Source organism: Okeania sp. KiyG1 (assembly GCF_014132355.1).
Classification (GTDB): Bacteria; Cyanobacteriota; Cyanobacteriia; order Cyanobacteriales; family Microcoleaceae; genus Okeania.
In genome coordinates this window covers 121,885-146,289 of sequence record NZ_BLZO01000085.1, presented here as the reverse complement: position 1 = coordinate 146,289, position 24,405 = coordinate 121,885, and the positions used below count along the sequence as shown (strand labels likewise).

At 33.2% G+C, this 24,405-nt stretch carries 20 protein-coding genes and 1 pseudogene; 18 read left to right on the top strand and 3 right to left on the bottom strand.

The window, feature by feature from the left end; all coding sequences use genetic code 11:
* Positions 1-59 precede the first annotated feature (59 nt).
* Entirely contained in the window at positions 60-1,955 is a 1,896-nt protein-coding gene (gene shc / locus SAGCYANO_RS18830; protein ID WP_202221464.1) for a squalene--hopene cyclase, read from the bottom strand.
* Positions 1,956-2,783: 828 nt separating this feature from the next.
* On the opposite strand from shc, the gene SAGCYANO_RS44940 reads away from it, so the two are divergent.
* A complete protein-coding gene (locus SAGCYANO_RS44940; protein ID WP_237396337.1) occupies positions 2,784-3,227 on the top strand; it encodes an endonuclease/exonuclease/phosphatase family protein in 444 nt (147 codons plus the stop codon).
* Positions 3,228-3,416: 189 nt separating this feature from the next.
* Complete coding sequence (locus SAGCYANO_RS44935; protein ID WP_237396336.1) at positions 3,417-3,572, top strand: hypothetical protein; 156 nt, start codon at positions 3,417-3,419, stop codon at positions 3,570-3,572.
* 1,045 nt (positions 3,573-4,617) lie between these two features.
* Here the strand turns inward: SAGCYANO_RS44935 and SAGCYANO_RS18820 are convergent.
* Together SAGCYANO_RS18820 and SAGCYANO_RS18815 are read right to left on the bottom strand one after the other, a co-directional pair.
* The gene (locus SAGCYANO_RS18820) at positions 4,618-4,821 is read right to left on the bottom strand and encodes a hypothetical protein (protein WP_202221463.1); all 204 of its coding nucleotides are present in this window, start codon (positions 4,819-4,821) and stop codon (positions 4,618-4,620) included.
* A gap of 1,288 nt (positions 4,822-6,109) precedes the next feature.
* Complete coding sequence (locus SAGCYANO_RS18815) at positions 6,110-6,643, bottom strand: Dps family protein (RefSeq protein WP_202221462.1); 534 nt, start codon at positions 6,641-6,643, stop codon at positions 6,110-6,112.
* A gap of 280 nt (positions 6,644-6,923) precedes the next feature.
* Here SAGCYANO_RS18815 and SAGCYANO_RS18810 point away from each other — a divergent pair, with 280 nt between their 5' ends.
* The 16 genes and pseudogenes from SAGCYANO_RS18810 to SAGCYANO_RS18735 all read left to right on the top strand — a co-directional run bounded on the left by SAGCYANO_RS18810 (position 6,924) and on the right by SAGCYANO_RS18735 (position 22,229).
* Positions 6,924-7,169: an Asr1405/Asl0597 family protein gene (locus SAGCYANO_RS18810; RefSeq protein WP_202221461.1), complete on the top strand. Its 246-nt coding sequence runs from the start codon at positions 6,924-6,926 to the stop codon at positions 7,167-7,169.
* A 407-nt stretch (positions 7,170-7,576) separates the two neighbouring features.
* Positions 7,577-8,251, top strand: a complete 675-nt coding sequence (locus SAGCYANO_RS18805; RefSeq protein ID WP_202221460.1) for a (2Fe-2S) ferredoxin domain-containing protein — start codon at positions 7,577-7,579, stop codon at positions 8,249-8,251.
* A 400-nt stretch (positions 8,252-8,651) separates the two neighbouring features.
* A complete protein-coding gene (locus SAGCYANO_RS18800; RefSeq protein WP_202221459.1) occupies positions 8,652-8,801 on the top strand; it encodes a hypothetical protein in 150 nt (49 codons plus the stop codon).
* 176 nt (positions 8,802-8,977) lie between these two features.
* The gene (galE, locus tag SAGCYANO_RS18795) at positions 8,978-9,979 is read left to right on the top strand and encodes a UDP-glucose 4-epimerase GalE (protein ID WP_202221458.1); all 1,002 of its coding nucleotides are present in this window, start codon (positions 8,978-8,980) and stop codon (positions 9,977-9,979) included.
* Positions 9,980-10,390: 411 nt separating this feature from the next.
* On the top strand, positions 10,391-10,690 hold the full coding sequence (locus SAGCYANO_RS18790) for a hypothetical protein (protein WP_202221457.1): 300 nt from the start codon (positions 10,391-10,393) through the stop codon (positions 10,688-10,690).
* Between the two features lie 312 nt (positions 10,691-11,002).
* Positions 11,003-11,638, top strand: a complete 636-nt coding sequence (locus tag SAGCYANO_RS18785) for a hypothetical protein (protein ID WP_202221456.1) — start codon at positions 11,003-11,005, stop codon at positions 11,636-11,638.
* A 167-nt stretch (positions 11,639-11,805) separates the two neighbouring features.
* Positions 11,806-13,358, top strand: a pseudogene (locus SAGCYANO_RS18780) (asparagine synthetase B family protein).
* Positions 13,359-14,652: 1,294 nt separating this feature from the next.
* A complete protein-coding gene (locus SAGCYANO_RS18775; RefSeq protein WP_202221455.1) occupies positions 14,653-14,856 on the top strand; it encodes a hypothetical protein in 204 nt (67 codons plus the stop codon).
* Positions 14,857-15,154: 298 nt separating this feature from the next.
* Positions 15,155-16,360 (top strand): decarboxylase, encoded by a 1,206-nt coding sequence (locus tag SAGCYANO_RS18770; RefSeq protein ID WP_237396330.1) that lies wholly within the window; start codon positions 15,155-15,157, stop codon positions 16,358-16,360.
* An 11-nt stretch (positions 16,361-16,371) separates the two neighbouring features.
* Positions 16,372-17,688: an MFS transporter permease gene (locus SAGCYANO_RS18765; RefSeq protein WP_202221453.1), complete on the top strand. Its 1,317-nt coding sequence runs from the start codon at positions 16,372-16,374 to the stop codon at positions 17,686-17,688.
* A gap of 170 nt (positions 17,689-17,858) precedes the next feature.
* Entirely contained in the window at positions 17,859-18,149 is a 291-nt protein-coding gene (locus tag SAGCYANO_RS18760) for a hypothetical protein (RefSeq protein WP_237396329.1), read from the top strand.
* A 32-nt stretch (positions 18,150-18,181) separates the two neighbouring features.
* Positions 18,182-19,189, top strand: coding sequence for an MFS transporter permease (locus tag SAGCYANO_RS18755; RefSeq protein ID WP_202221451.1), 1,008 nt, complete (start codon positions 18,182-18,184; stop codon positions 19,187-19,189).
* Positions 19,190-19,359: 170 nt separating this feature from the next.
* Positions 19,360-19,650, top strand: coding sequence for a hypothetical protein (locus SAGCYANO_RS18750; RefSeq protein ID WP_237396329.1), 291 nt, complete (start codon positions 19,360-19,362; stop codon positions 19,648-19,650).
* A gap of 32 nt (positions 19,651-19,682) precedes the next feature.
* Positions 19,683-20,690 (top strand): MFS transporter permease, encoded by a 1,008-nt coding sequence (locus SAGCYANO_RS18745; RefSeq protein ID WP_202221451.1) that lies wholly within the window; start codon positions 19,683-19,685, stop codon positions 20,688-20,690.
* 190 nt (positions 20,691-20,880) lie between these two features.
* Positions 20,881-21,156, top strand: a complete 276-nt coding sequence (locus SAGCYANO_RS18740) for a hypothetical protein (RefSeq protein ID WP_237396328.1) — start codon at positions 20,881-20,883, stop codon at positions 21,154-21,156.
* Between the two features lie 68 nt (positions 21,157-21,224).
* Entirely contained in the window at positions 21,225-22,229 is a 1,005-nt protein-coding gene (locus SAGCYANO_RS18735) for an MFS transporter permease (RefSeq protein WP_202221449.1), read from the top strand.
* Positions 22,230-24,405 lie beyond the last annotated feature (2,176 nt).

Genomic DNA, 24,405 nt, shown 5'->3' with positions numbered 1-24,405 from the left:
TGTCTAAAAGTATGCTTAAATAACTATTGTATCATTATTCTCTGATTAAGTCAATGCTCCTAACTCAATAAATTCTCATACTTCCCTAAAGCCATCAAAGGAAAATATTGCGGATAAAAATGATATTTAATATAAAAATGACAGGGAAAACCAGTACCAGTAAATTCCGACTCCGCCCAACTCCCATCATCATTCTGAGTCAAAACCAAAAAATCAATTCCCCTATCAATAATATCCCTAGCAAAATTACCAGTCACCTCCCCCGCAGCCAATAACCCTATCAACGCCCAAGCAGTCTGAGAGGCCGTACTTTTCCCCATCCCCTTCAACGAAGGATCGTTATAACTCCAACAACTCTCTCCCCATCCCCCATCCGAATTTTGACAACCAACCAACCAAGTTGCCCCCATCTCAATAAAACCTCGGTGACTTTCCCCTGCCACAACAGCCAAAGCCGAAATTACTCCACTCGTACCATATATATAGTTAACTCCCCACCGACCAAACCAACAACCTTCCCCTTCCTGCTCCCTTTCCAAATAAGCGATCGCCCGTTTCACCCGCCAACTATCCATAGACAATCCACAACAACCAACCATTTCCAACACCCGCGCCGTCACATCCGCCGTATTCGGATCTATCATGGCCTTTAAATCTCCGTAGGGGATACCATTCAACCAGTCTTGATTATTATCCACATCAAAAGCTGCCCAACCCCCAGGTTCACATTGCATCGAAGCTACCCATTCCATAGCAAGAGCGATCGCCCGACTTTTCAATTCCTCATCCGGCAACTCCACAGCATCCAAAGCCATAACCACCACTGCCGTATCATCTATATCTGGATAAAAACGATTGATAAATTCAAACGCCCAACCCCCCGGTTTACCCAATTTATTCTTAACCGCCCAGTCACCATAATCCAAAATTTGTTGTTCCAATAACCATTCCCCAGCTTTAACCACTGCGGGATGACTAGGAGGAATACCAGAATCAACCAACGAACGTATTACCCAAGCAGTATCCCAAACTGGAGAAACACAAGGTTGTACCCAATAACTATCCTCAGTTTTTATACCAAACCTATCTATAGCCTCCAACCCCCGCACCACCACAGGGTCTGCCACATCATATCCTAAGCACCGCAATGCCAACATAGAATTTAACATCGCCGGAATAATACCTCCCCAGTCACCCGTAACTTCTTGCCTTGACAAAATCCATTTTTCTGCTGCTTTTAATCCTTCTTCCCGCAAAGGCATTAAATTAAAATTTTCTGCAAATTTAAAAGCTTTATCTAACCCCAAAAATAAATCCGTCATATCGTATTGACGAGGTAATTCAAAAGTAGCATTGTTAATTCCTTCGGCATAAAGTTCATCCAGATTAATTGTGGGGTTGATGGAAAAAATCGGCTTTTTATCAAACACAATTAAAAGTGGAACAGTGCTACTTCTTGCCCAACTTGACATTTCATAAATAGTAAATGGAAAATCTTCAGGAAGTAGCATTATGCCAGGAGGAATAGAAGGAATACCCTGCCAATTGTAGCATCCAATTAAAGCCAGATGTAATTTAGTAAAAATTCGACTACAACTAATACCTCCTTTTTTAATAATAAATTCTTGTGCTTTAAGCATGATTGGATCTGCTTTTGCAACACCTAATAATCTCAAAGCCATATAAGCTTCAATAGAAGTGCTTAAGTCTCCCCCATCCCCATAAAATAATTCCCAACCTCCATGTTCTCGTTGTTGGGAAATTAGATAATTTTTTGCTTTATCAAAAGGTCTTTTATTATCAGTTTGCCAAATTTTATGTAGTAAAACTATTTCTGCTGTTATTGTTACATTTGACTCTAATTCACCCCACCAGTACCCTTCTGTTTTTTGCAGATTCAATAGATATTTTTGACTAGCTAAAATTGATTGTTGAATTTTGTTTTTTGCTATCATTTTCCCAAAAACTCAAAATACTTATTACTATCTTTAAAGTCATAATTCACTAAATAAATTATGCCTATTTATTTTCGATTATATTTAAGCATTTTGATAGAATATAAATGAAAATTTAAGAAATTTGAGTAGTTAGGGAACCTTACCTAAAATTTATTGTCAGAAGATAACTAGATTCTGTATAGATAGATCGGCCTCACAGTGTTGCTATTGCTCTCTGAGAGGCTTTCCTTTAATAATTAATAATTAATAATTAATAATTAATAATTAATAACTAATAATTAATAAATAGACAGTGCAAAGTTCTTGGAATAACTATTGCTAGCTAAGGCTTTCAGTGATCTAAGGGTTAAAAACTCTTTATTCAAAGCTGTAAGTACTGTAAGCTTTTTCCAGTCCTTGGAGACTAATTCCTCCTTTGGTGTGATAATGGGCTAATAACTCATAGCTGATAGCTGATAGCTGACCGCTAAATACTTACCGAATAATTAATAATTAATAATTAATAATTAAATAATTCTGGTTTAAAGCCTACCCTTTTAAGGGGAAAAAAATAAATATAGCAATCCTATTTTATTCGTGTCAAAAATCTTACTGCTTTTTAGGGAACAGCGGTCAGACCCCGCGTCGCCGTTAGCTCGCTTGCGGAATGCTGACCAAGAGAGGGAACAGGGAACAGGTAAGAGTTTCAGTTTTTTTATCTACTTTTTGATTTGTCGCAACCTATTTAGGATTGCTATAATATTTCCTTATATTCAATTCTGTAACGGTTTTAACCAGAGGTAATTATCAATTATCCATTATCAATTATCAATTAATGAAAAAACCATGGGAATCAAAATTATTACTTTTAATATTCGATATGATAAACCCGACCCTGGAAATTATCGATGGGAGGTCAGAAAAAATGCTGTAGCTAGCCTAATTTATGAATATGCTCCAGATATAATTGGCACTCAAGAAGTTAAAGTAAATCAGTTATTAGATTTACAGAAATTATTGCCTAATTATTACAGTCTTGGAGGTGATAGAAGAGGTACGGGTGATGATGAACACTGTGCAATATTTTATAAGAAAGATAGATTAAATTGTCTTGACCATGGAGATTTTTGGCTGAGTGAAACACCAAATGTACCAGCTAGTATTACTTCTAGTTGGGGAAATCATTTACCTAGAATAGCTAGTTGGGCAAGATTTAATATTGTTGAAGATAATCGGCAAATAGTTATTATTAATACGCACTTGGATTATGACAGTAAAAAAGCTAGATAATTGGGTGCTAAATTAATCTTTGATTTCCTACAAACAGAAAAATTAAATCCTGACAAAGAATCATTTATTTTTGTCACAGCAGATTTTAATGACCAACCAGGATCGACCGCACGAAATACTTTTTTAAATCCTTTGAAAAATGCATTGTATTTATGAGATGTTTTATCTGATTTAAAATTAAATAAGCAGATGACCTATAATGATTTTACAGACAAAGCTTTTCTGCCTATTGATACTATTTATTATGACAGTAGATTAAATTTGCACAGTGTAAAAGTAGAGAATAAAAAATATGATGGAATACTTCCTTCAGACCATTTTCCAGTAGTAGTAGAATTTGATTAATTTAGATGTCAATATAAATATTAATTTGTTTTATTAAAACTTAAATCCCACATTCCGCACTTCAAGAGCGTAACATAAAAATTAGTATAAAATCCGTAGCTTGCTTAGATATTTATACTGTATAAATTATCTTCATTTACCTCAATCGAGAGTCAAATTCTCAGATTACTTATGCCAGCATAAACACTTACCGAATAATTAATAATTAATAATTAATAATTAAATAATTCGCGCCTTGAAGCCTCCCCTTGATCGGGGAAATAAAGAAATAATATTTCCTTATATTCAATTCCGTAACGGTTAAAACCCGAGGTAATTATCAATTATCAATTAATGAATGAATCCTTGACTCCTATTGACCACTATAATTTACTTCTTACTTCTTACTTCTTACTTCTTACTTCCTTCTTAATGCATGACTTTTGACTTATTTTTTATACTACATTTTGTGGTGCGGAATGTGGGTTAAATATATGTTAGGTGGGTTACAGCGGACAGTTAAGATTTTGGGGAGCGGCTCATAAGTATTGTCGCCTTTTAATGTTGTGCGATTCTTAACCAACCCTACTGGACTGTTTCATCTAAAATAGTGCGTTAAATGGGGAGGGTGGGAAGTGTGGGGAGTGTGGGGAGAAAAAGACATCTATAAACAAAAATAAGAGTGCATAGTTTTAGCTGTGGAGCGTCTACCACACCTGGATTTAACATTCCTTTTACAACAGTCTCTTGGACCGAATCTCATTAATTAGACATAATAAAAAAGCTCTTCTAAATTCTCTCCATCGTCTCCTTCCCCTACTCCCTACTCTGGTCTCCCTCACAACTTTTTTGATTTGTGAGTATTGATTAAGATACATAATATTTATTGCAAATTCATAATTGATAATTAATTAATCAATATTTAAAGCGTATTCTTTTCATAAGAAAAAGTTAACAATTTCTTCGGCTATATCAATTTTCTTCCTTTTAGACAAAAGTAATTATTAATTATTCACGTTTTAATTATCAATTGTTGAACCTTTCTTACTTATTGAATACTAAAATGCTAGTCAACAAGTTTTATCCAACCACGGCGGAGGTTATAAAATAACCTATTAATGATGGCATACTCATCATCATTCAGATAACCAGCTAATAAGATGTTCTGAATTTGCTGGCGTTCATGGGGAGTAATAACACTGGAACACATTATTTGAGTAAATAATTCTTCAAGCGCTTTTTGTTTGGATGATATATTGAGTAATTTCATACAAATTAATTAACTAATGACTAACTAAAGCTTTCATTGCTTTCATTTTTATTATTAGATGTTTGACAATTAAATAAAGTGATTCAAGTAATGTTTAGTTTATAATTGTTGTCAACTCAATTTGTAGTTAATATCATCTCAAAATGTGAGTATATTTTTGTGTTTTTGTGATTTGTGTCACTTAGAGCTGATTTATAGCGCTATAAGACTTTTAGTTATTGAACACCTCCTGCAATTTGTAAATATGCCAGCGCACATTGCTATATCAAGTAAATATTAAAACGCTGAATAGCTTGCTATACTTAGGTTTGATGATCAATTGTCCATTCAACCCCAAATTACTAACAGCTAGGTAATATAAGACTTTTAGCGAAGTTTACAAATCAGCTATTTATCAAAATAATATGGGTCTAAAACCCAAATATCCTCTCAGAGCAAAAAGGACGCTTATTGGCTGAAAAATCGGCCTTCCTTCTTCCTTCTTCCTTATCTTCTCTATGCAATATCGATGCTACCGGACATGATATAACTTAATATTCTCTGACGACAAAGAATTAGCCCTGCCTCCCAGGAGGGGAAGTCAATCCACCCCTAGCCCCTCCCAGGAGGGGAAGGACCGAGTCAGGAGGAGAGAGAATCACTTTGATGAGCATAGTTATGACAATTGAAGATTTTTTTATGTCCAATTAAAAGGATTTGATATGACTCCTAATTTTTCATACTATATTTTGAAGTTCGGAATGTATAATAGAAGCTCTTAAGGTTTTTTTGTCACTAATTATCCGGAAATAATATATAGCAGTCGAAACAAAGGTTAGGGCAGATCGAGAAGCTCTAAAACTCAGACAAGGTAATACTTTTCCTTCTTCCTTCTTGCTTCTTTCTTCTTCCCTCTGCTATAATTCATAATTCAAAAATCAGTAACTAATTTTACAAAAATTAAATTTTATTCAGGGTAGTTGCAAAAATTTTGCAACAGGGGTATACTTTGAATTAGTGAGTAACTACTTATCTAGCAAAAAAAAATTTGACAGAGAAGATGGGTGTATCTCTCTGCCAACTATATTCTCGTGTTCTATATCTATCTAAGTGAAAGTTTTGTAGGCAATTAAAGTTTAAGAAGTTGAATTTCTCAAGCTTTGCTTGCAAATACCTACTAAAATAGAGTTTTTTGCTAGTGTATTAAAGATTGTAAGACAACAAAAGTTTAGGTGTTGCATCTACCAGCTTCTTTTGTATAGTTCATTTTCCCAGAAATGCTTGAATTGCTACCTATAAGTATTGAAATCTAGTTCAAAACTACTAATGTATCTGGAGCAAGGAAATGGTCTAAGTGATATGCACGCTCTTCAGTTTTGAGTAAAATTTGCTCATAGAGGTAGCGAGTAGCGCGATCGCCTAAACTTTCAGCTTGTCCAGCAAGACGACGTAATAACTTAATTACTTCCTGTTCTGCTCCTAGATCGTGTTCGACCATAGCTCTAGAGCCAAAACTTCCATCTTCTTCAGGAGTAAAGCAGCACATTTCAGCCAACTTAGCAAAGCTAGCAACTGGAACGCCACCTAGACCATTTAAGCGTTCTGCCAAGTCATGGACATGACCTCTGACATCATCATAACTTTCTTGAAAGAACTCATGGAGTTGATAGAAATCAGATCCTTCCACAACAAAATGATGTTTCTCATATTGGAGATATAAAGCTTGGAAACTGGCCAAGGCAGCGTTCATACCTTCACATACTGGTGTTGTCACCTCTTTTTCTAATCCAACTGGATTATCCTTAACTTCACCAAATGCTTGTACTGGAGTAGCTGTAGTCATTTTAATGTATTCTCCTTTCAATTAACTTAATTTATTGCTAGTTATCTAGCTTGATTTATTGCTAACAGTTTTAAGTCTATCACAGTTAATAGGAGAGTCAACCTGAGCCAAGACCGCAGATAGAAGATATTCTAAGTTAGCAAATTTTTTCTATTGAACTATTGAGAAAATTTGGCAGCTACTGTATAGTCAAAAATATAGGTACTCTGGTAGAGACACATCAGGACTACTAGAATCCTTAAGAGTAAATTTAGTGCTAATATATTGCAATTGTAAAAAAATGAGTACATTTAATCTAAGGCCAGACACTAGAGAAATTTTACAAATAAGCTCGGTAGACCGATGGGAAGTCTATAAACGCTTACAAGAGTTAGATATTCATTGTTGGTGTGAAGCAGAAAAGCCATTGCGGGTACAGCTCAAAAACACAAATGAAGCTACCCAATTAGAGAGTGTTTTAAAACAATTCACTGCTAATCGTTGCGAATTGGTGCAATTGTTACAACGCTGTTGGCAGGTTAGCTAATATGCTGATTAATACCATAAGTTAGAGAGGGGCAAAAGTAATGTATTTATCAGTAGAAATACAAAACTTTTAGTAATACCATTTCAGTTATCAGTTATCAGTTATCAGTACCTCTGCCTGTTTGCGCAGCATTCCGCAGGAAAGTAAAGTGAATTGAAATATTGAACTTTATTTTTTTTCATCCCCTGCCTTAAAAGGGGGAGGCGCATACCCACAATTTTTCGGTAACTGATGAAGTCAAATAATAAGCTGAAATTACTGTAGAGTAGAGGTTTTAAGTACTTAAAATATAACTTCTTACTTTTGACTTTTGAATGCATGACTTTTGACTTTAGTGAAACGGTAGTAAGTATTTAAACCGACCCCTAGCCGCATCGATGACCATAACCAAGCAAAAATAACCAACAATGTCTAAATCCAAGAAGCAAATGACAAAATTTATCTTAGAAGGACAAATACAAGAAGTTACCGTTAAAGACGGCTACAAACTGAAATACATTAATGTAGAAACACCAGGGGGTAATAATTATACCGTTAAACTTGCCAAACCTTTACGGAAGATTTTTGCCTCAGTATTAATACCTGGTTTAGGAGTAAAAGTAACTGGAGAAAGAACAGTTTATCGGAAAACTGGTGAAGAAGAACTAAAGGCTTTAAAGATTATACCAGATTTTAGCAAAAATGCAACAACACCATGTCAGAATCATAGTGTGGGATTAGTTGAAACTTTATCTAGCCAACTAAAAGAGCAGAAGTTGTCTGAAACTAAACATAGTTGTAGTAAATCTCCACAAGAAATCACTGGAAGTAATTCTAAATGTGCAGCGAAAAAAGCTCAGATTTTGGTATGCCAAAAATCAGATTGCCAAAAAAGGGGTGCAGGCAAAGTTTGTCAAGCATTATCAGAAGCATTAAGTGATCGCGGCTTACAAGACCATGTGACCATTAAGAAGACTGGATGTCTCAAAAAGTGTAAAGCAGGACCTAATCTAGTAATTATGCCTAACAAAGCCCGTTATAGCCGGATTAGTTCATCAGAAATTCCTGATGTGATTGAAAAACATTTTAGTTTAGAAGCATAACATATAAAGATTGCTAATTTGTAGTAAGTTTCTCTAGTTCCAATCTCTTGTTGGGGATTGGAAATATTCTGCTGTTTATTTGTAATATAGAAGCTATAGTCATTCTGGTTTAGATTGAGACGAGTTTTTCTTGCTGTGAAAGGGTTTGAGCTGAAAAAGTGCCCCATTCTTATTCAGAATAACTATATTTGGAATATTGGCAAAGGTAGGAGTTTTTGACAAAAAAATCAGGGGTCAGGATATCGATATTTAAGTAAATAAATAGAATTTTCCAATAATAAAAAATCAAATTAATAATCATAACTCTTATTCATTAATTCTTTCCGCCTACTATGTACGGACGTTGTATGCAACGTCCCTACTCCCTCTTCTCTAAAAATGCCTAATACCAATTTGATAAGTGTTTGTTACAAATAGTAGAAGTAAGAAAGAAGGAAGAAGGAAGAAGGAAGAAGGAAGAAGGAGGAAGAAGGAAATATTGAAAAAAGGTAAAAACGATATAAATAACTATCTAAAATCCACGATGGCCACTATTTTTAAGCATATCTGATAGAGTGGCACTTTTCATAGCATTCTTTTTTCAAATTGGTATAACAGCTCCCAAATGAGTTCTATAAGGACTAAAATAGTCTAGGGTGAAGACAAAAAAGTTATTTTAAGCCTACCGAAGATTAATTTGAGGACGGCTAATAACTAAATTAATAGCAATTAAGGAAGACTAAAAAAGTGTCACAAACTAAGCCAACTATTTTAGTGACTGGGGGAGCGGGATATATTGGCTCTCATGCAGTGCAGGCCCTACAAACTGCAGGTTATGAAGTCGTAATTCTGGATAATCTTGTCTATGGACATCGGGATATAGTAGAAAATGTCCTGAAAGTAGAGATGATTGTCGGAGATACAAGCGATCGCTCTCTATTAGACAAAATTTTTGCCACTCACAATATAGCAGCAGTAATGCATTTTGCTGCATATATTTTTGTTGGAGAGTCAGTTAAGGACCCCCAAAAATATTATCATAATAATGTAGTAGGTACGCTGACATTATTAGAAGCAATGTTGGCAGCATCTGTGAAAAAATTTGTATTTTCTTCTACTGCTGCTATTTATGGGGAACCACAGAGTAGTCCTATTCCTGAAGACCATCCCAAAAATCCGATCAACCCTTATGGGGCGAGTAAATTGATGGTAGAGCAAATACTTTCGGACTTTGAGGTTGCTTATGATTTTAAGTCTGTTTGTTTTCGCTACTTTAATGCAGCAGGGGCGCATCCTAATGGTTTAACTGGAGAAGATCATAATCCGGAAACTCATCTAATTCCACTGGTTTTATTGGCAGCATTAGGTAAGCGAGATGCTATATCAATTTTTGGTACAGATTATTCTACCCATGATGGGACTTGTATTCGGGATTATATTCATGTATGTGATTTGGCGGATGCTCATGTTTTGGGGCTAGAATATTTATTGAATGGTGGTGATAGTGAAGTATTTAATCTGGGTAATGGTAATGGGTTTTCTGTCAGGGAAGTGATAGAAACGGTTAAGGATGTAACTGGGAAAGATTTTAAAGTAATAGAATGCGATCGCCGACCAGGAGATGCACCTGTTTTGGTAGGAAGTAGCGACAAGGTAAGGAAAGTATTGGGTTGGTCTCCTAAATATCCAGAGGTTAAAGAAATTGTTAGCCATGCTTGGCAATGGCATCAGCAGCGACATGGGAAATGAAAGTTAAAAGAATGAAAGTCAAAAGTCAAAAGTCAAAAGAATGAAAGTTAAAAGTTAAAAGTCAAAAGGCAAAAGTTAAGAATAAATGCTTGGGAAATGAAAGTTAAAAGTCAAAAGTCAAAAGAATGAAAGTTAAAAGTCAAAAGTCAAGAGGCACAAGTTAAGAATAATGCTTGGGAAATGAAAGTTAAAAGTCATATAGTCGTGGTTACAATTCATCTTTATGATGGAGGTTATTTGTCTGCCCTTATATATAGCTTTGTATCAGAAAGCTGATTTTTTACCTAAATAAAAGTCGTTGTTGCGCTTTAGCTCTCCCAGATATATTTAGGGGGCATCCAGCGCAACTATAAACAAATAAATTTTTGATAATTCAATTGCTGCATATTTGAATTGAGAAAAATAAAATCAATGGTTATTCCAGAAATTCCTGATGCTTGGAAATATGTTATTAGCTCGTTAGTTGGTGGAGGCATCGCGATATTTGTCACTTTCTTAAATAATCGTTATCAATTGAAGAAAGATAGCAAGAGTTGGGAAAAAGAAAAATTGTGGGAAGGTTATCAAAAGTGTATTTCTAATTTAAACTTAATTGATGGTTTATTGACTGATTTGAGTGCAGGAAGTGGAGTAAATCATGTTTTTAAAATAGGAGACAGAGAAAAAAATTTACCCTATATTCAGAAATATTCCCTTATTTATATTGGATAATATATAATTATCTAAATCCCCAATCAGAAGAAATAAAAGCATTGAAATAAATAATTGAGGAAGAGAAAATAAAAACAACTAAATTGATGAAAAAACTAAATTTTTTAATTTCTAATCCTAAACTTTTAAATCCTATGAAACAAGAGCTTACTAAGTTAATGGTTAATGACCCTAGAGTTTCAAAATTATAAGTAATATTTAAAACTTTTTCCACATAATTAATATAGTTTAACTATTGAAAACTAAACTTTACTTATAAATAGTTATTTTGCTTATTTTTCTGCGCGTTATAATTTTTCTAACTTAATATTTATGACAGAAGAACGACTGACACAAGTACAATTTACTCAACTGGTGGCAGAAGTTGAGCAATTATCTAGACAGCGCGACGAAGAAATTGAGCGAGAGCAGATGCAGCAGATTTTACAAGAGCTAAATCTCCCGACTGATTTAGTAGATGAGGTAATAATGCAGTTGCGAAGGCGAGAAGCACTGGCAGTAGAGAAAAAGCGGAATAAATTGATTACTGTGGGGGTGTTTTCTGGGTTGCTAGTAGTTATAGCTGCTAGTTTCTTATGGTTTGAAACTCAAAAACAAGTATTAAATAATGTCTATACTAATTCAGGACAAAGTCAGTTGACATTTGAAACAAATAGTGGTAGAAAAAGTTTGACTATAGTAGATAGTCAACAAAATCCAGAAGTATTTTATTGGGTAACTCTACAAGATGCACCAGTAGGAAAAAAACTTTCTTTAGGGTGCAACTGGATTAATTCTAATGGTGACATTAGTCATCAAAATAGTTACCAAACTAAGCAAATTAATAAAGCAGTTTGGCTGACTTATTGTAAGTATAAATTTCATTCTGGTTCACCTGTGGGAAATTGGCAGGTGGAGATGTATTTAGGCGATCGCTTTCTTAGTAAAACTGAGTTTACAGTTAAGTAAAATTTTGTGATTAAGTGCAATATCAATTTATTGGTTATTGGGGATTTGGTTCCCCATCAGAATTAAATACTATTCTCACCAAGATAACTGATGAAAAAAAGACAAAAGTGTTTAATTTTCATCAGGGAATAACTGTTGGTGGAATTAGTTATATTGGTGGGGAAGAAATGGAATTAGCCAGGGGTGAGACTTTAATTGCTTCTTTATCTGCTTCTGGTTTATCTGATAGTATTGATGCTTGGGTTAAACAAGAAAATAATCAATTAATTTTAGGTAGGGAACCTTTTGGAAGAGTGCCTTTATATTGGGCAAAAATAGAAAAAGTTATTTGGTTTGCTTCTCAATTCAAGTTATTGTTACCTATTATTTATGAGCCATCTATTAGTATTCCTGGATTTTATGGTTATACTTGTTTTTCTTATGTACCAACTCCACTCACTCCAGTGGAGAATATTTTTGCAGTACCAGCAGGAACAGAACAAATTTTTTTGGAGCCAGAAATACAAATTCAACGTCATTATGACTGGCGAGAAAATCTCATACAAGTTGAAGATAAAAATAATGCAATTACACAGTTACAAACCCTACTTAAAAATGCGATTAATCGGCAAATTATTGACTTAAATTCTGAACCGGTAGGAGTTTTTCTTTCAGGAGGTTTAGATTCTTCAATAGTTGCAGCTTTATTAGTACAAGAGGGAATAAAAGTGCGTGCATATACTCTAGATTTTGGGAAAAATAGTTTTTCAGAATGGGAATATGCAGAAAAAGTTGCTCAACATTTAGATATACCTTTAATGAAGGTATCTGTAACTCCAAAGCTAATTAAAGGTGCTTTATTAGATACAGTTAAGGCTTTAGATTTACCTTTTGGTGATGGGGTGACAGTACCTTTATATTTATTGTGTCAAACTGCAGCTCAAGAAGTTTCTGTAATTTTCAATGGGGAAGGAGGAGATCAATTATTTGGTGGGTGGACGAATAAACCAATTATTGCTGCTGCTGTTTACAATAAACAAGAAAATTTCATTCAACAATATTTGCAGACTTTTCACAAATTATGGGGTTATGAAGAGAAAGTTTTTCAACAAAAAATTTATGAAAAAGTACAATATATTTCAGCAGAAAAGTGGGTGGAATTTGCTTTAGATGAAACTTTTTGTACGGGATTAATTCATAAATTACGTCGCGCTAGTTTGATTTTAAAAGGGGCACAAAATATTCATCCCAGGGCGACAAATTTGGCATTTAGTAATGGGTTAGTTGTGCGATCGCCTTTTTGTGATTTAGAGCTAACTGAATGGACTTTTCAAATACCAGGAGAATTTAATTTAAAAGGTTCAAATGAAAAATATATATTGAAAAAGCAGTAGAGTCTTGGTTACCACCGGAAGTTGTTTGGCGAGAAAAAAGGGGGATGGGAGTACCTTTAAGTTATTGGTGTTTAAATGAATTATGGTCAGAAATTAGGCAATGGTTAAACCCAGAAGTTTTACAAGCAGAAGGTAGATTTATTTCGGATTTAGCTATTACGATAATTCAAGGAAAATTAGGGGGAAAAATTAGGAGTAGACGGGTGGGTGAAATTCTCTGGTTATTGATGATTTGGGAAATTTGGCGAGTAACAATTTTAGGAGAATCTACTATTAGTAATTCTGGGTATAATCCTTTATTATTACCGCCTTGGTGGTGGAGGTGGGTTGAGCAAGTTAAAAGTTAAATTTGATCTGATAAAAATTTTCAAGAATTTAGAATTTAGAATTTATAATTTAGAATTACCGAATTATTAATTATTAATAATTAAATAATTCTGGTTGAAAGCCTCCCCTTTTAAGGGGAAAAAAGCGGTCGAGGGATGGCGTTTGCTATCGCAAAGCTGCGCTAAAAGCGGAGCGGCTCTGATAAGAGCGGTCTCCTCGCCATATCCAATCGACCAAGAGAAGAAATAATATTTCCTTATATTCAATTCCGTAGCGGTTTTAACCAGAGGTAATTATCAATTATCAATTATCAATTATCAATTAATGAACTCTCCTTGAAAAGAAGAGGATTGGGTTAAAAGGAGTTTTGTTCTTTTTTCTCCATGAATGGAGAGGCTTTATACCTTAATTTTTCGGTAAGTACTTAAGCAAAATTAATTACTTAATTTGTAAGCATTTCCTAGGTCATGCTGCGCAAACAGCTATTAGCTGTCAGCTATCAGCAATAAGACCCTGTGCTTAAGGACAGAGTTTAAATGAATATAGACTTTGGAGTTAACTTTTGTAGTCAGATTTTTCGTTTCTCAATTAATAAAACTTTTATCACCTACTAAAAGAAATAGCTGATAGCTGATAGCTGACGGCTGAATGCTTACCTTAATTTTATTCTCTGTAATTTTTACAACATAAACTTTAGAGCTTTAGAGTATGTGTAATTATAGTAGTTGCCATTACTGTATTTGACATATAAACAGCTTAAAACTCAGACAACGAAAATTTTTATTTTTTCCTTCTTCCTTCTTCCTTATTTCTTATTCTTTGAATAAATTATGATTAAAAACAAAATTTATTTTAGAGAAGAATATTTATACAGCCATAATTTACTTGAAACTGAGTACATAAAACGACATAAAGAAGAATATTTAGACCACAGAAATAATGATTTCCCAATTAACCCATATTGAAACTATTTAAAAATTCTTAAATACTTCCAATAAATTAATCAATATAATCTCAGCCATGCAGCTTCTTTTACAAAAAGAATAAAAGCTCAACAGAAGGAATGGAAATATTGCGAAGCTGTCATATCTGAAATGATTATTTACCACAAATATCTTCCACTAATTAGAGAGAAATTGGTCAAATATTTATCATTATAAACTGATGAATTTGATGTTATAGTTGAGCGTTGTGATATCTCTAAATATTACCTCGAAGTTTTTTGTATAATGCCATTTTAAAGAAGATGAGGATGGAGTAATAAACATTCAAACTCATACACAAGAAGCATTTTTATCGGTCATAAAAAAACTCTTGAATAAGGCTGATAAACAAAGACAATTTTCAACAGAAAGAGAGAATTTTGCAGTTATAGAATTAAATGACAGACGTATAGCTAGTGATTTTACAATTTTGTCTTCTTTATCTGATGGCTACAAAATAAAAATTGATATAGACAAAGTGACAAATGTTGATGAAGGTTATGACTGGGAAACTTCAATATTTGAATCCCCATAAACTCGTTTTATTAAGGGAATAATGTGGTTTCACTTGGGAAATTACCAGGATAGAAAAATATTGATAAATCCTTTCTATAAATAATGATAAAAAGAGGAGTAATAAATCTCTTTATATAAACTAGAATTGGTATAACGAACTATCGCTGCTTGACATATGGATAAATTATAAGCTACTTCTTCAAACCAGATTTAGTATGATTAGTTGATACTAAAATATTAGCCAATGGCATACTCTCTACTGATAACATAGATTATAATCTAGACTGTTACTCGTTTAGTTAACTATGGTAGAAAATATGCCAAATTTTGTTACTCTTTTTTCTCTGGGATTTGCCTACGAATTACTAGAAAATTATGGTTCTCCTCTCTATGTTTATGATAGTGAGATTCTGATAAAAACGATAAATCATATTACTGAATCTATTCCCTATCCCCACACAGAATTTCATTTTGCCAGCGTAACTAATGGCAATGTATCTTTATTACAAATTTTTCAAAAGTATCAATGGGGTCTTCATGCTAATACACCGGGGGATGTTTTTCTGGGATTAAAAGCTGGTTTTTCCCCTGAGAAAATTGTCTATAGCGGGAGTAATTTAAACGCTCAAGAATTTTCACGACTATTAAATTGGGGTGTAACTACTTTTAATTTAGATAGTGTGAGTCAACTACAGTTATTTTGCGATATATATATAGATAAATTTGCCAAAGAAATTACGCCAAAATTAGGCTTGAGACTGAATTTACCAGAACTAACGGGAGAAGGTCGAATTGGTGTTCGACCAGAGGAATTTTCCCGGGCAATTCAAATTACAAAGTCAGTGGGTTTAAAGTTGAGTGGTTTACATTTTTATCGAGGTACTGGCACAAATGCTACGAAAGCTTTTACTCAAGTAATTGAACCAATATTAGCAACTGGTAAATTTTTAGCCGACTGGGAATATTTAGATTTTGGTGGTGGTTTTGGTTATCCTTATAATCACAATGGGATAGCTTTTGACTGGCAAACTTTTGGCGCGGAGTTAACAGCAGTGATAGAAAAAGTAGGCAGAAAAATTAAATTAATTATTGAACCTGGTCGAGCTGCTATTGCTGGTTCAGGTCAAATTTTAACTAAAGTTATTTCTGTGAAATGGCAGGGAGATAAACAAATAGTTGGAGTTGACACAACTGTGGCTAATTTATCTGTGCCATCCGTCCATGGGGGTTATCGAGAAATTGTTAGTTTTCGGGAAGTAAATAAGTCAGATTTATATTTGACGGATGTTTGTGGCAATACAACTTATTCCCGTGATTATTTGGGTAAAAATTGTCAGTTACCTACTTTAGAAAAAGGAGATATTTTAGCTATTTTGGATACGGGTGCTTATGGTTATGCAATGTCTTCTCATTTTTTACATAGACCTCGCCCTGCTGAAGTTTTGTTAGAAGAAGGTAAGCATAGATTAATTCGTCAGAGAGAAGATTATAATATTTTATTGAATGGTCAAATTTTTAGTTAAGGAGTAAATAGATGAAATGTGTAATATGTGGAATGGATAGTAATTTAAAAGAAAGAACAAAAGCTGGAGGTAGATGTAGAAGTTGTCATCATCGTTTTGTTTTTGACCCACAATTAGGCAGTAGATTTACAGATATATTTTTCAACAATTCTATTAAGACTATTTCCTCTGAAAATACCTTGTTTTTTACCCCTAAACAGTTGTGGTATTTCTTAGAAAAGTGTTTGGTGAGTAAAAGTACTTCATGGGGAACTTTAGGTGTTTTAATTATTGTGAGTACATTGACAATTTTTATATCCCCTGTTGTTACTCTTATTATAATTACGCTCGTTATATCTACAAGTAAATCTACAAGTAAATCGGAAAGTCCTAAAATCAGAAGAGATTTTGCCAGAGCTATGCAAATTCTTGGAGGATTAATTATAGTTGCTGTTTTAGTTTGGTTTTTTAAATTCTCCACCGTGACAAATACAGCATTTTTCTTATTTTTGTTAGGTATTGGTTTAGGAATATTCTTAATTTATTTTGGTACGCGACAACTAAGTATTCAATATAAAATACCCCAGTCACTTCAGTTTAAGCAAAGTGAAATTACCCAATGGTTGAGTCGTTGGGAAGAAATTAATGGTGAGGTGACAAATGTTTTAGCTCCCTCCAAAGAAATGAGCGAACCTATGCAAATTAATTCTGAAGTTACAGCTTATAGTTTTGACCGAGTTATTGTGTGTGACACTGCCGAAATTGCTCAGTTTTTAATAGCTAATAATTTCCACTTTGAATATAATTGCGCTGTACTAAGTATTGGTGGATATCCCGAGAATATTTTTAGTACAGTAATGCAAATGTTAAAACAAAATCCAGACTTAAAAATTTATGCTTTTCATAGTGCTACCCCCCGTGGAGTTACGATGATTAATGAACTGCGAAATAGTCCTAATTGGTTTGGCGGAAATAATCTAATTATTTATGATTTAGGATTATTGCCACGTCATGTATTTGCTAGTAAGAATATGTGGATTTTAAAATCAGATGTATCAGCAGGACGAGGGCGAAAAATACCTACAGCAGTTAAGTCAACTTTATCAAAAGATGAACTAGAGTGGTTAGAGTCAGGATTTTATGTAGAATTAGAGTCTTTTTCTCCTCGTAAATTACTACAAGTAGTTTCTCAAGGTATTGCTAAAACTCAAGCAGTTACTAATGGTTATACTTCTGCTTCAGATAATAGTTTAGATTCTGGTGATAGTAGTAATGATGGGATAATTTTGATTGGTATTGATGATAATAATCGAAATGTAGGTTTTTTTGCATCTGATAGTTTTGGTTGATACAAGTTTCATCTAGTTAAGCTAGAACTAATTAGGATTGGAGTAGTCAGAAATCAACAGTTTGAAGGCAAAGAAGTAGGAATATTGATATATAAGATTATTTTAGAAGTATTGAAGAATATTTTTTTGATTAAATCAACTTTTAACTGAGGAGTAAATAGATGAAATGCGTGAAATGTAACACAGATAATAATTTAAAAGAAAGAACAGAAGCTGGGGGTAGATGCAAAAATTGTAATCATCCTTTTGCTTTTGACCCAAAAGCAGGAAGTAAATTTACAGATATATTTTTCAACAATTCTATTCAGACTATTTCCTCTGAAAATACCTTGTTTTTTACCCCTAAGCAGTTGTGGTATTTTATAGAAAAGCGTTTGGTGAATAAAAACAATATTAACCCATTTGGATGTTCAGTTTTTCTCATTATTTTCTTAGGATTTTTAGTTTGGGTTTTCAATTAGAAATAAGAATATATTTATCTATAGTATTTTTAGTGTTAATATTACTTTTTACTTCTGGTAGTCAATCACAGGATTATCAACCTAAAACCAGAAGAAGTTTTGCCAGAGCTATGCAAATTCTTGGAGGATTAATTCTAGTTGCTGTTTTAGTTTGGTTTTTTAAATTCTCCACCGTGACAAATACAGCATTTTTCTTATTTTTGTTAGGTATTGGTTTAGGAATATTCTTAATTTATTTTGGTACGCGACAACTAAGTATTCAATATAAAATACCCCAGTCACTTCAGTTTAAGCAAAGTGAAATTACCCAATGGTTGAGTCGTTGGGAAGAAATTAATGGTGAGGTGACAAATGTTTTAGCTCCCTCCAAAGAAATGAGCGAACCTATGCAAATTAATTCTGAAGTTACAGCTTATAGTTTTGACCGAGTTATTGTGTGTGACACTGCCGAAATTGCTCAGTTTTTAATAGCTAATAATTTCCACTTTGAACATAATTGCGCTGTACTAAGTATTGATGGATATCCCGAGAATATTTTTAGTACCGTAATGCAAATGTTAAAACAAAATCCAGATTTAAAAGTTTATGCTTTTCATAGTGCTACCCCCCGTGGAGTTACGACGATCAATGAACTGCGAAATAGTCCTAATTGGTTTGGCGGAAATAATCTAATTATTTATGATTTAGGATTATTGCCACGTCATGTATTTGCTAGTAAGAATATGTGGATTTTAAAATCAGATGTATCAGCAGGACGAGGGCGAAAAATACCTACAGCAGTTAAGTCAACTTTATCAACAGATGAATTAGCATGGTTAGAGGCAGGATTTTATGTAGAATTAGAGTCTTTTTCTCCTCGTAAATTACTACAAGTAGTTTCTCAAGGTATTGCTAAAACTCAAGCAGTTACTAATGGTTATACTTCTGCTTCAGATAATAGTTTAGATTCTGGTGATAGTAGTAATGATGGGATAATTTTGATTGGTATTGATGATAATAATCGAAATGTAGGTTTTTTTGCATCTGATAGTTTTGGTTGATACAAGTTTCATCTAGTTAAGCTAGAACTAATTAGGATTGGAGTAGTCAGAAATCAACAGTTTGAAGGCAAAGAAGTAGGAATATTGATATATAAGATTATTTTAGAAGTATTGAAGAATATTTTTTTGATTAAATCAACTTTTAACTGAGGAGTAAATAGATGAAATGCGTGAAATGTAACACAGATAATAATTTAAAAGAAAGAACAGAAGCTGGGGGTAGATGCAAAAATTGTAATCATCCTTTTGCTTTTGACCCAAAAGCAGGAAGTAAATTTACAGATATATTTTTCAACAATTCTATTCAGACTATTTCCTCTGAAAATACCTTGTTTTTTACCCCTAAGCAGTTGTGGTATTTTATAGAAAAGCGTTTGGTGAATAAAAACAATATTAACCCATTTGGATGTTCAGTTTTTCTCATTATTTTCTTAGGATTTTTAGTTTGGGTTTTCAATTAGAAATAAGAATATATTTATCTATAGTATTTTTAGTGTTAATATTACTTTTTACTTCTGGTAGTCAATCACAGGATTATCAACCTAAAACCAGAAGAAGTTTTGCCAGAGCTATGCAAATTCTTGGAGGATTAATTCTAGTTGCTGTTTTAGTTTGGTTTTTTAAATTCTCCACCGTGACAAATACAGCATTTTTCTTATTTTTGTTAGGTATTGGTTTAGGAATATTCTTAATTTATTTTGGTACGCGACAACTAAGTATTCAATATAAAATACCCCAGTCACTTCAGTTTAAGCAAAGTGAAATTACCCAATGGTTGAGTCGTTGGGAAGAAATTAATGGTGAGGTGACAAATGTTTTAGCTCCCTCCAAAGAAATGAGCGAACCTATGCAAATTAATTCTGAAGTTACAGCTTATAGTTTTGACCGAGTTATTGTGTGTGACACTGCCGAAATTGCTCAGTTTTTAATAGCTAATAATTTCCACTTTGAACATAATTGCGCTGTACTAAGTATTGATGGATATCCCGAGAATATTTTTAGTACCGTAATGCAAATGTTAAAACAAAATCCAGATTTAAAAGTTTATGCTTTTCATAGTGCTACCCCCCGTGGAGTTACGACGATCAATGAACTGCGAAATAGTCCTAATTGGTTTGGCGGAAATAATCTAATTATTTATGATTTAGGATTATTGCCACGTCATGTATTTGCTAGTAAGAATATGTGGATTTTAAAATCAGATGTATCAGCAGGACGAGGGCGAAAAATACCTACAGCAGTTAAGTCAACTTTATCAACAGATGAATTAGCATGGTTAGAGGCAGGATTTTATGTAGAATTAGAGTCTTTTTCTCCTCGTAAATTACTACAAGTAGTTTCTCAAGGTATTGCTAAAACTCAAGCAGTTACTAATGGTTATACTTCTGCTTCAGATAATAGTTTAGATTCTGGTGATAGTAGTAATGATGGGATAATTTTGATTGGTATTGATGATAATAATCGAAATGTAGGTTTTTTTGCATCTGATAGTTTTGGTTAATAGCAGTTTCATCTAGTTAAGCTACAAATAATTAGAGTTGGAGTAGTTATTTCAGTTATCAGTTGTCAGTAATCAACAGTTTGAGGGCAAAAAAGTAGGAATATTGATATATAAGATTATTTTAGAAGTATTGAAGAATATTTTCCTTGATTAAATCAACTTTTAACTGAGGAGTAAATAGATGAAATGCGTGAAATGTAACACAGATAATAATTTAAAAGAAAGAACAGAAGCTGGAGGTAGATGTAAAAATTGTAATCATCCTTTTGCTTTTGACCCACAAGCAGGAAGTAGATTTACAGATATATTTTTCAACAATTCTATTCAGACTATTTCCTCTGAAAATACCTTGTTTTTTACCCCTAAGCAGTTGTGGTATTTCTTAGAGAAGCGTTTGGCGAAAAAAGGAGATATTGGTCCAGCAGTTGTTTCCTTATTTTTCTCATTTTTTTATTACAATTTATAATTCCTGTTAGTGTAGCAATACAGTTACATCTTTTATCACCTATTATAATAATTATCATATTTGTACCCGTGATTTTATACTTTATTTGGGCAAGTAAATCTAATAATTATCAACCTAAAACCAGAATGATTTTTGCCAGAGCTATGCAAATTCTTGGAGGATTAATTCTAGTTGCTGTTTTAGTTTGGTTTTTTAAATTCTCCACTGTGACAAATACAGCATTTTTCTTATTTTTGCTAGGTATTGGTTTAGGAATATTCTTAATTTATTTGGGTAAGCGACAACTAACTCTTCAACATAAAATACCTCAACGACTTCGGTTTTATCAAAGTGAAATTATCCGATGGTTGAGATGTTGGCAAGAAATTAATGGTGAGGTGACAAATATTTTGCCTCCTTCCAGAGAAATGAGCGAACCTATGCAAATTAATTCTGAAGTTACAGCTTATAGTTTTGACAGAGTTATTGTGTGTGACACTGCCGAAATTGCTCAGTTTTTAATAGCTAATAATTTCCACTTTGAACATAATTGCGCTGTACTAAGTATTGATGGATATCCCGAGAATATTTTTAGTACCGTAATGCAAATGTTAAAACAAAATCCAGATTTAAAAGTTTATGCTTTTCATAGTGCTACCCCCCGTGGAGTTACGACGATCAATGAACTGCGAAATAGTCCTAATTGGTTTGTGGGAAATAATCTAATTATTTATGATTTAGGATTATTGCCACGTCATGTATTTGCTAGTAAGAATATGTGGATTTTAAAATCAGATGACTCAGCAGGACAAGGGCGAAAAATACCAACAGAAGTCAAGGAAACTTTATCAAAAGATGAACTAGAATGGTTAGAGGCAGGATTTTATGTAGAATTAGAATCTTTTTCTCCTCGTAAATTACTACAAGTAGTTTCTCAAGGTATTGCTAAAACTCAAGCAGTTGCTAATGGTTATACTTCAGCTTCAGATAATAATTTAGATTCTGGTGATAGTAGTAACGATGGGATAATTTTTATTGGTATTGATGATGATAATCGAAATGTAGGTTTTTTCATATCTGATAGTTTTGGTTAAATATTGTAGGTTGGGTTAAGTGAAGCGCAATCCAACAAAAAATATATATCTATATCTATAATTGTGAGGTTTTTCCTGTGGATAAGCTAATACTATTTGACTAAAGTAGGTTTTTCGCATCTGATAGTTTTGGTTAAATATTGTAGGTTGGGTTAAGTGAAGCGCAATCCAACAAAAAATATATATCTATATCTATAATTGTGAGGTTTTTCCTGTGGATAAGCTAATACTATTTGACTAAAGTAGGTTTTTTCGCATCTGATAGTTTTGGTTAAATATTGTAGGTTGGGTTAAGTGAAGCGCAATCCAACAAAAACATATATATCTATATCTATAATTGTGAGGTTTTTCCTGTGGATAAGCTAATACTATTTGACTAAAGTAGGTTTTTTCACATCTGATAGTTTTGGTTAATGTAGGTTGGGTTAAGTGAAGCGCAATCCAACAAAAAATATATATCTATATCTATAATTGTGAGGTTTTTCCTGTGGATAAGCTAATACTATTTGACTAAAGTAGGTTTTTTCGCATCTGATAGTTTTGGTTAAATATTGTAGGTTGGGTTAAGTGAAGCGCAATCCAACAAAAACATATATATCTATATCTATAATTGTGAGGTTTTTCCTGTGGATAAACTAATACTATTTGACTAAAGTAGGTTTTTTCATATCTGATAGTTTTGGTTAAATATTGTAGGTTGGGTTAAGTGAAGCGCAATCCAACAAAAACATATATATCTATATCTATAATTGTGAGGTTTTTCCTGTGGATAAACTAATACTATTTGACTAAAGTAGGTTTTTTCATACCTGATAGTTTTGGTTAAATATTGTAGGTTGGGTTAAGTGAAGCGCAACTCAACAAAAAAATATATATAGCAATATGATTTGAGTTGTGAGATATTGGAGACTTTTGTTCTAGGTATGGAGGGAATAGGGAATAGGTATGGAGGGAAGAAACGAATACATAAGAATAAAAAAACTGCTATATTCTATGCTTTAAAAAACACCTCAATTCTCACATCTGATTCCTGATTGCTATATCTATATCTATATCTATAATTGTGAGGTTTTTCCTGTGGATAAGCTAATACTATTTGACTAAAGTAGGTTTTTTCGCATCTGATAGTTTTGGTTAAATATTGTAGGTTGGGTTAAGTGAAGCGCAATCCAACAAAAACATATATATCTATATCTATAATTGTGAGGTTTTTCCTGTGGATAAACTAATACTATTTGACTAAAGTAGGTTTTTTCGCATCTGATAGTTTTGGTTAAATATTGTAGGTTGGGTTAAGTGAAGCGCAATCCAACAAAAAAAATATATATCTATATCTATAATTGTGAGGTTTTTCCTGTGGATAAGCTACCATAATACCGTTTCACTAAAGTAGGTTTTTTCATACCTGATAGTTTTGGTTAAATATTGTAGGTTGGGTTAAGTGAAGCGCAACTCAACAAAAAATATATATAGCAATATGATTTGAGTTGTGAGATATTGGAGACTTTTGTTCTAGGTATGGAGGGAATAGGGAATAGGTATGGAGGGAAGAAACGAATACATAAGAATAAAAAAACTGCTATATTCTATGCTTTAAAAAACACCTCAATTCTCACATCTGATTCCTGATTGCTATATCTATATCTATATCTATAATTGTGAGGTTTTTCCTGTGGATAAGCTAATACTATTTGACTAAAGTAGGTTTTTTCGCATCTGATAGTTTTGGTTAAATATTGTAGGTTGGGTTAAGTGAAGCGCAATCCAACAAAAACATATATATCTATATCTATAATTGTGAGGTTTTTCCTGTGGATAAACTAATACTATTTGACTAAAGTAGGTTTTTTCGCATCTGATAGTTTTGGTTAAATATTGTAGGTTGGGTTAAGTGAAGCGCAACTCAACAAAAAAATATATATAGCAATATGATTTGAGTTGTGAGATATTGGAGAATTTTGTTCTAGGTATGGAGGGAATAGGGAATAGGTATGGAGGGAAGAAACGAATACATAAGAATAAAAAAACTGCTATATTCTATGCTTTAAAAAAACACCTCAATTCTCACATCTGATTCCTGATTGCTATATCTATATCTATATCTATAATTGTGAGTTTTTTCCTGTGGATAAGCTAATACTATTTGACTAAAGTAGGTTTTTTCGCATCTGATAGT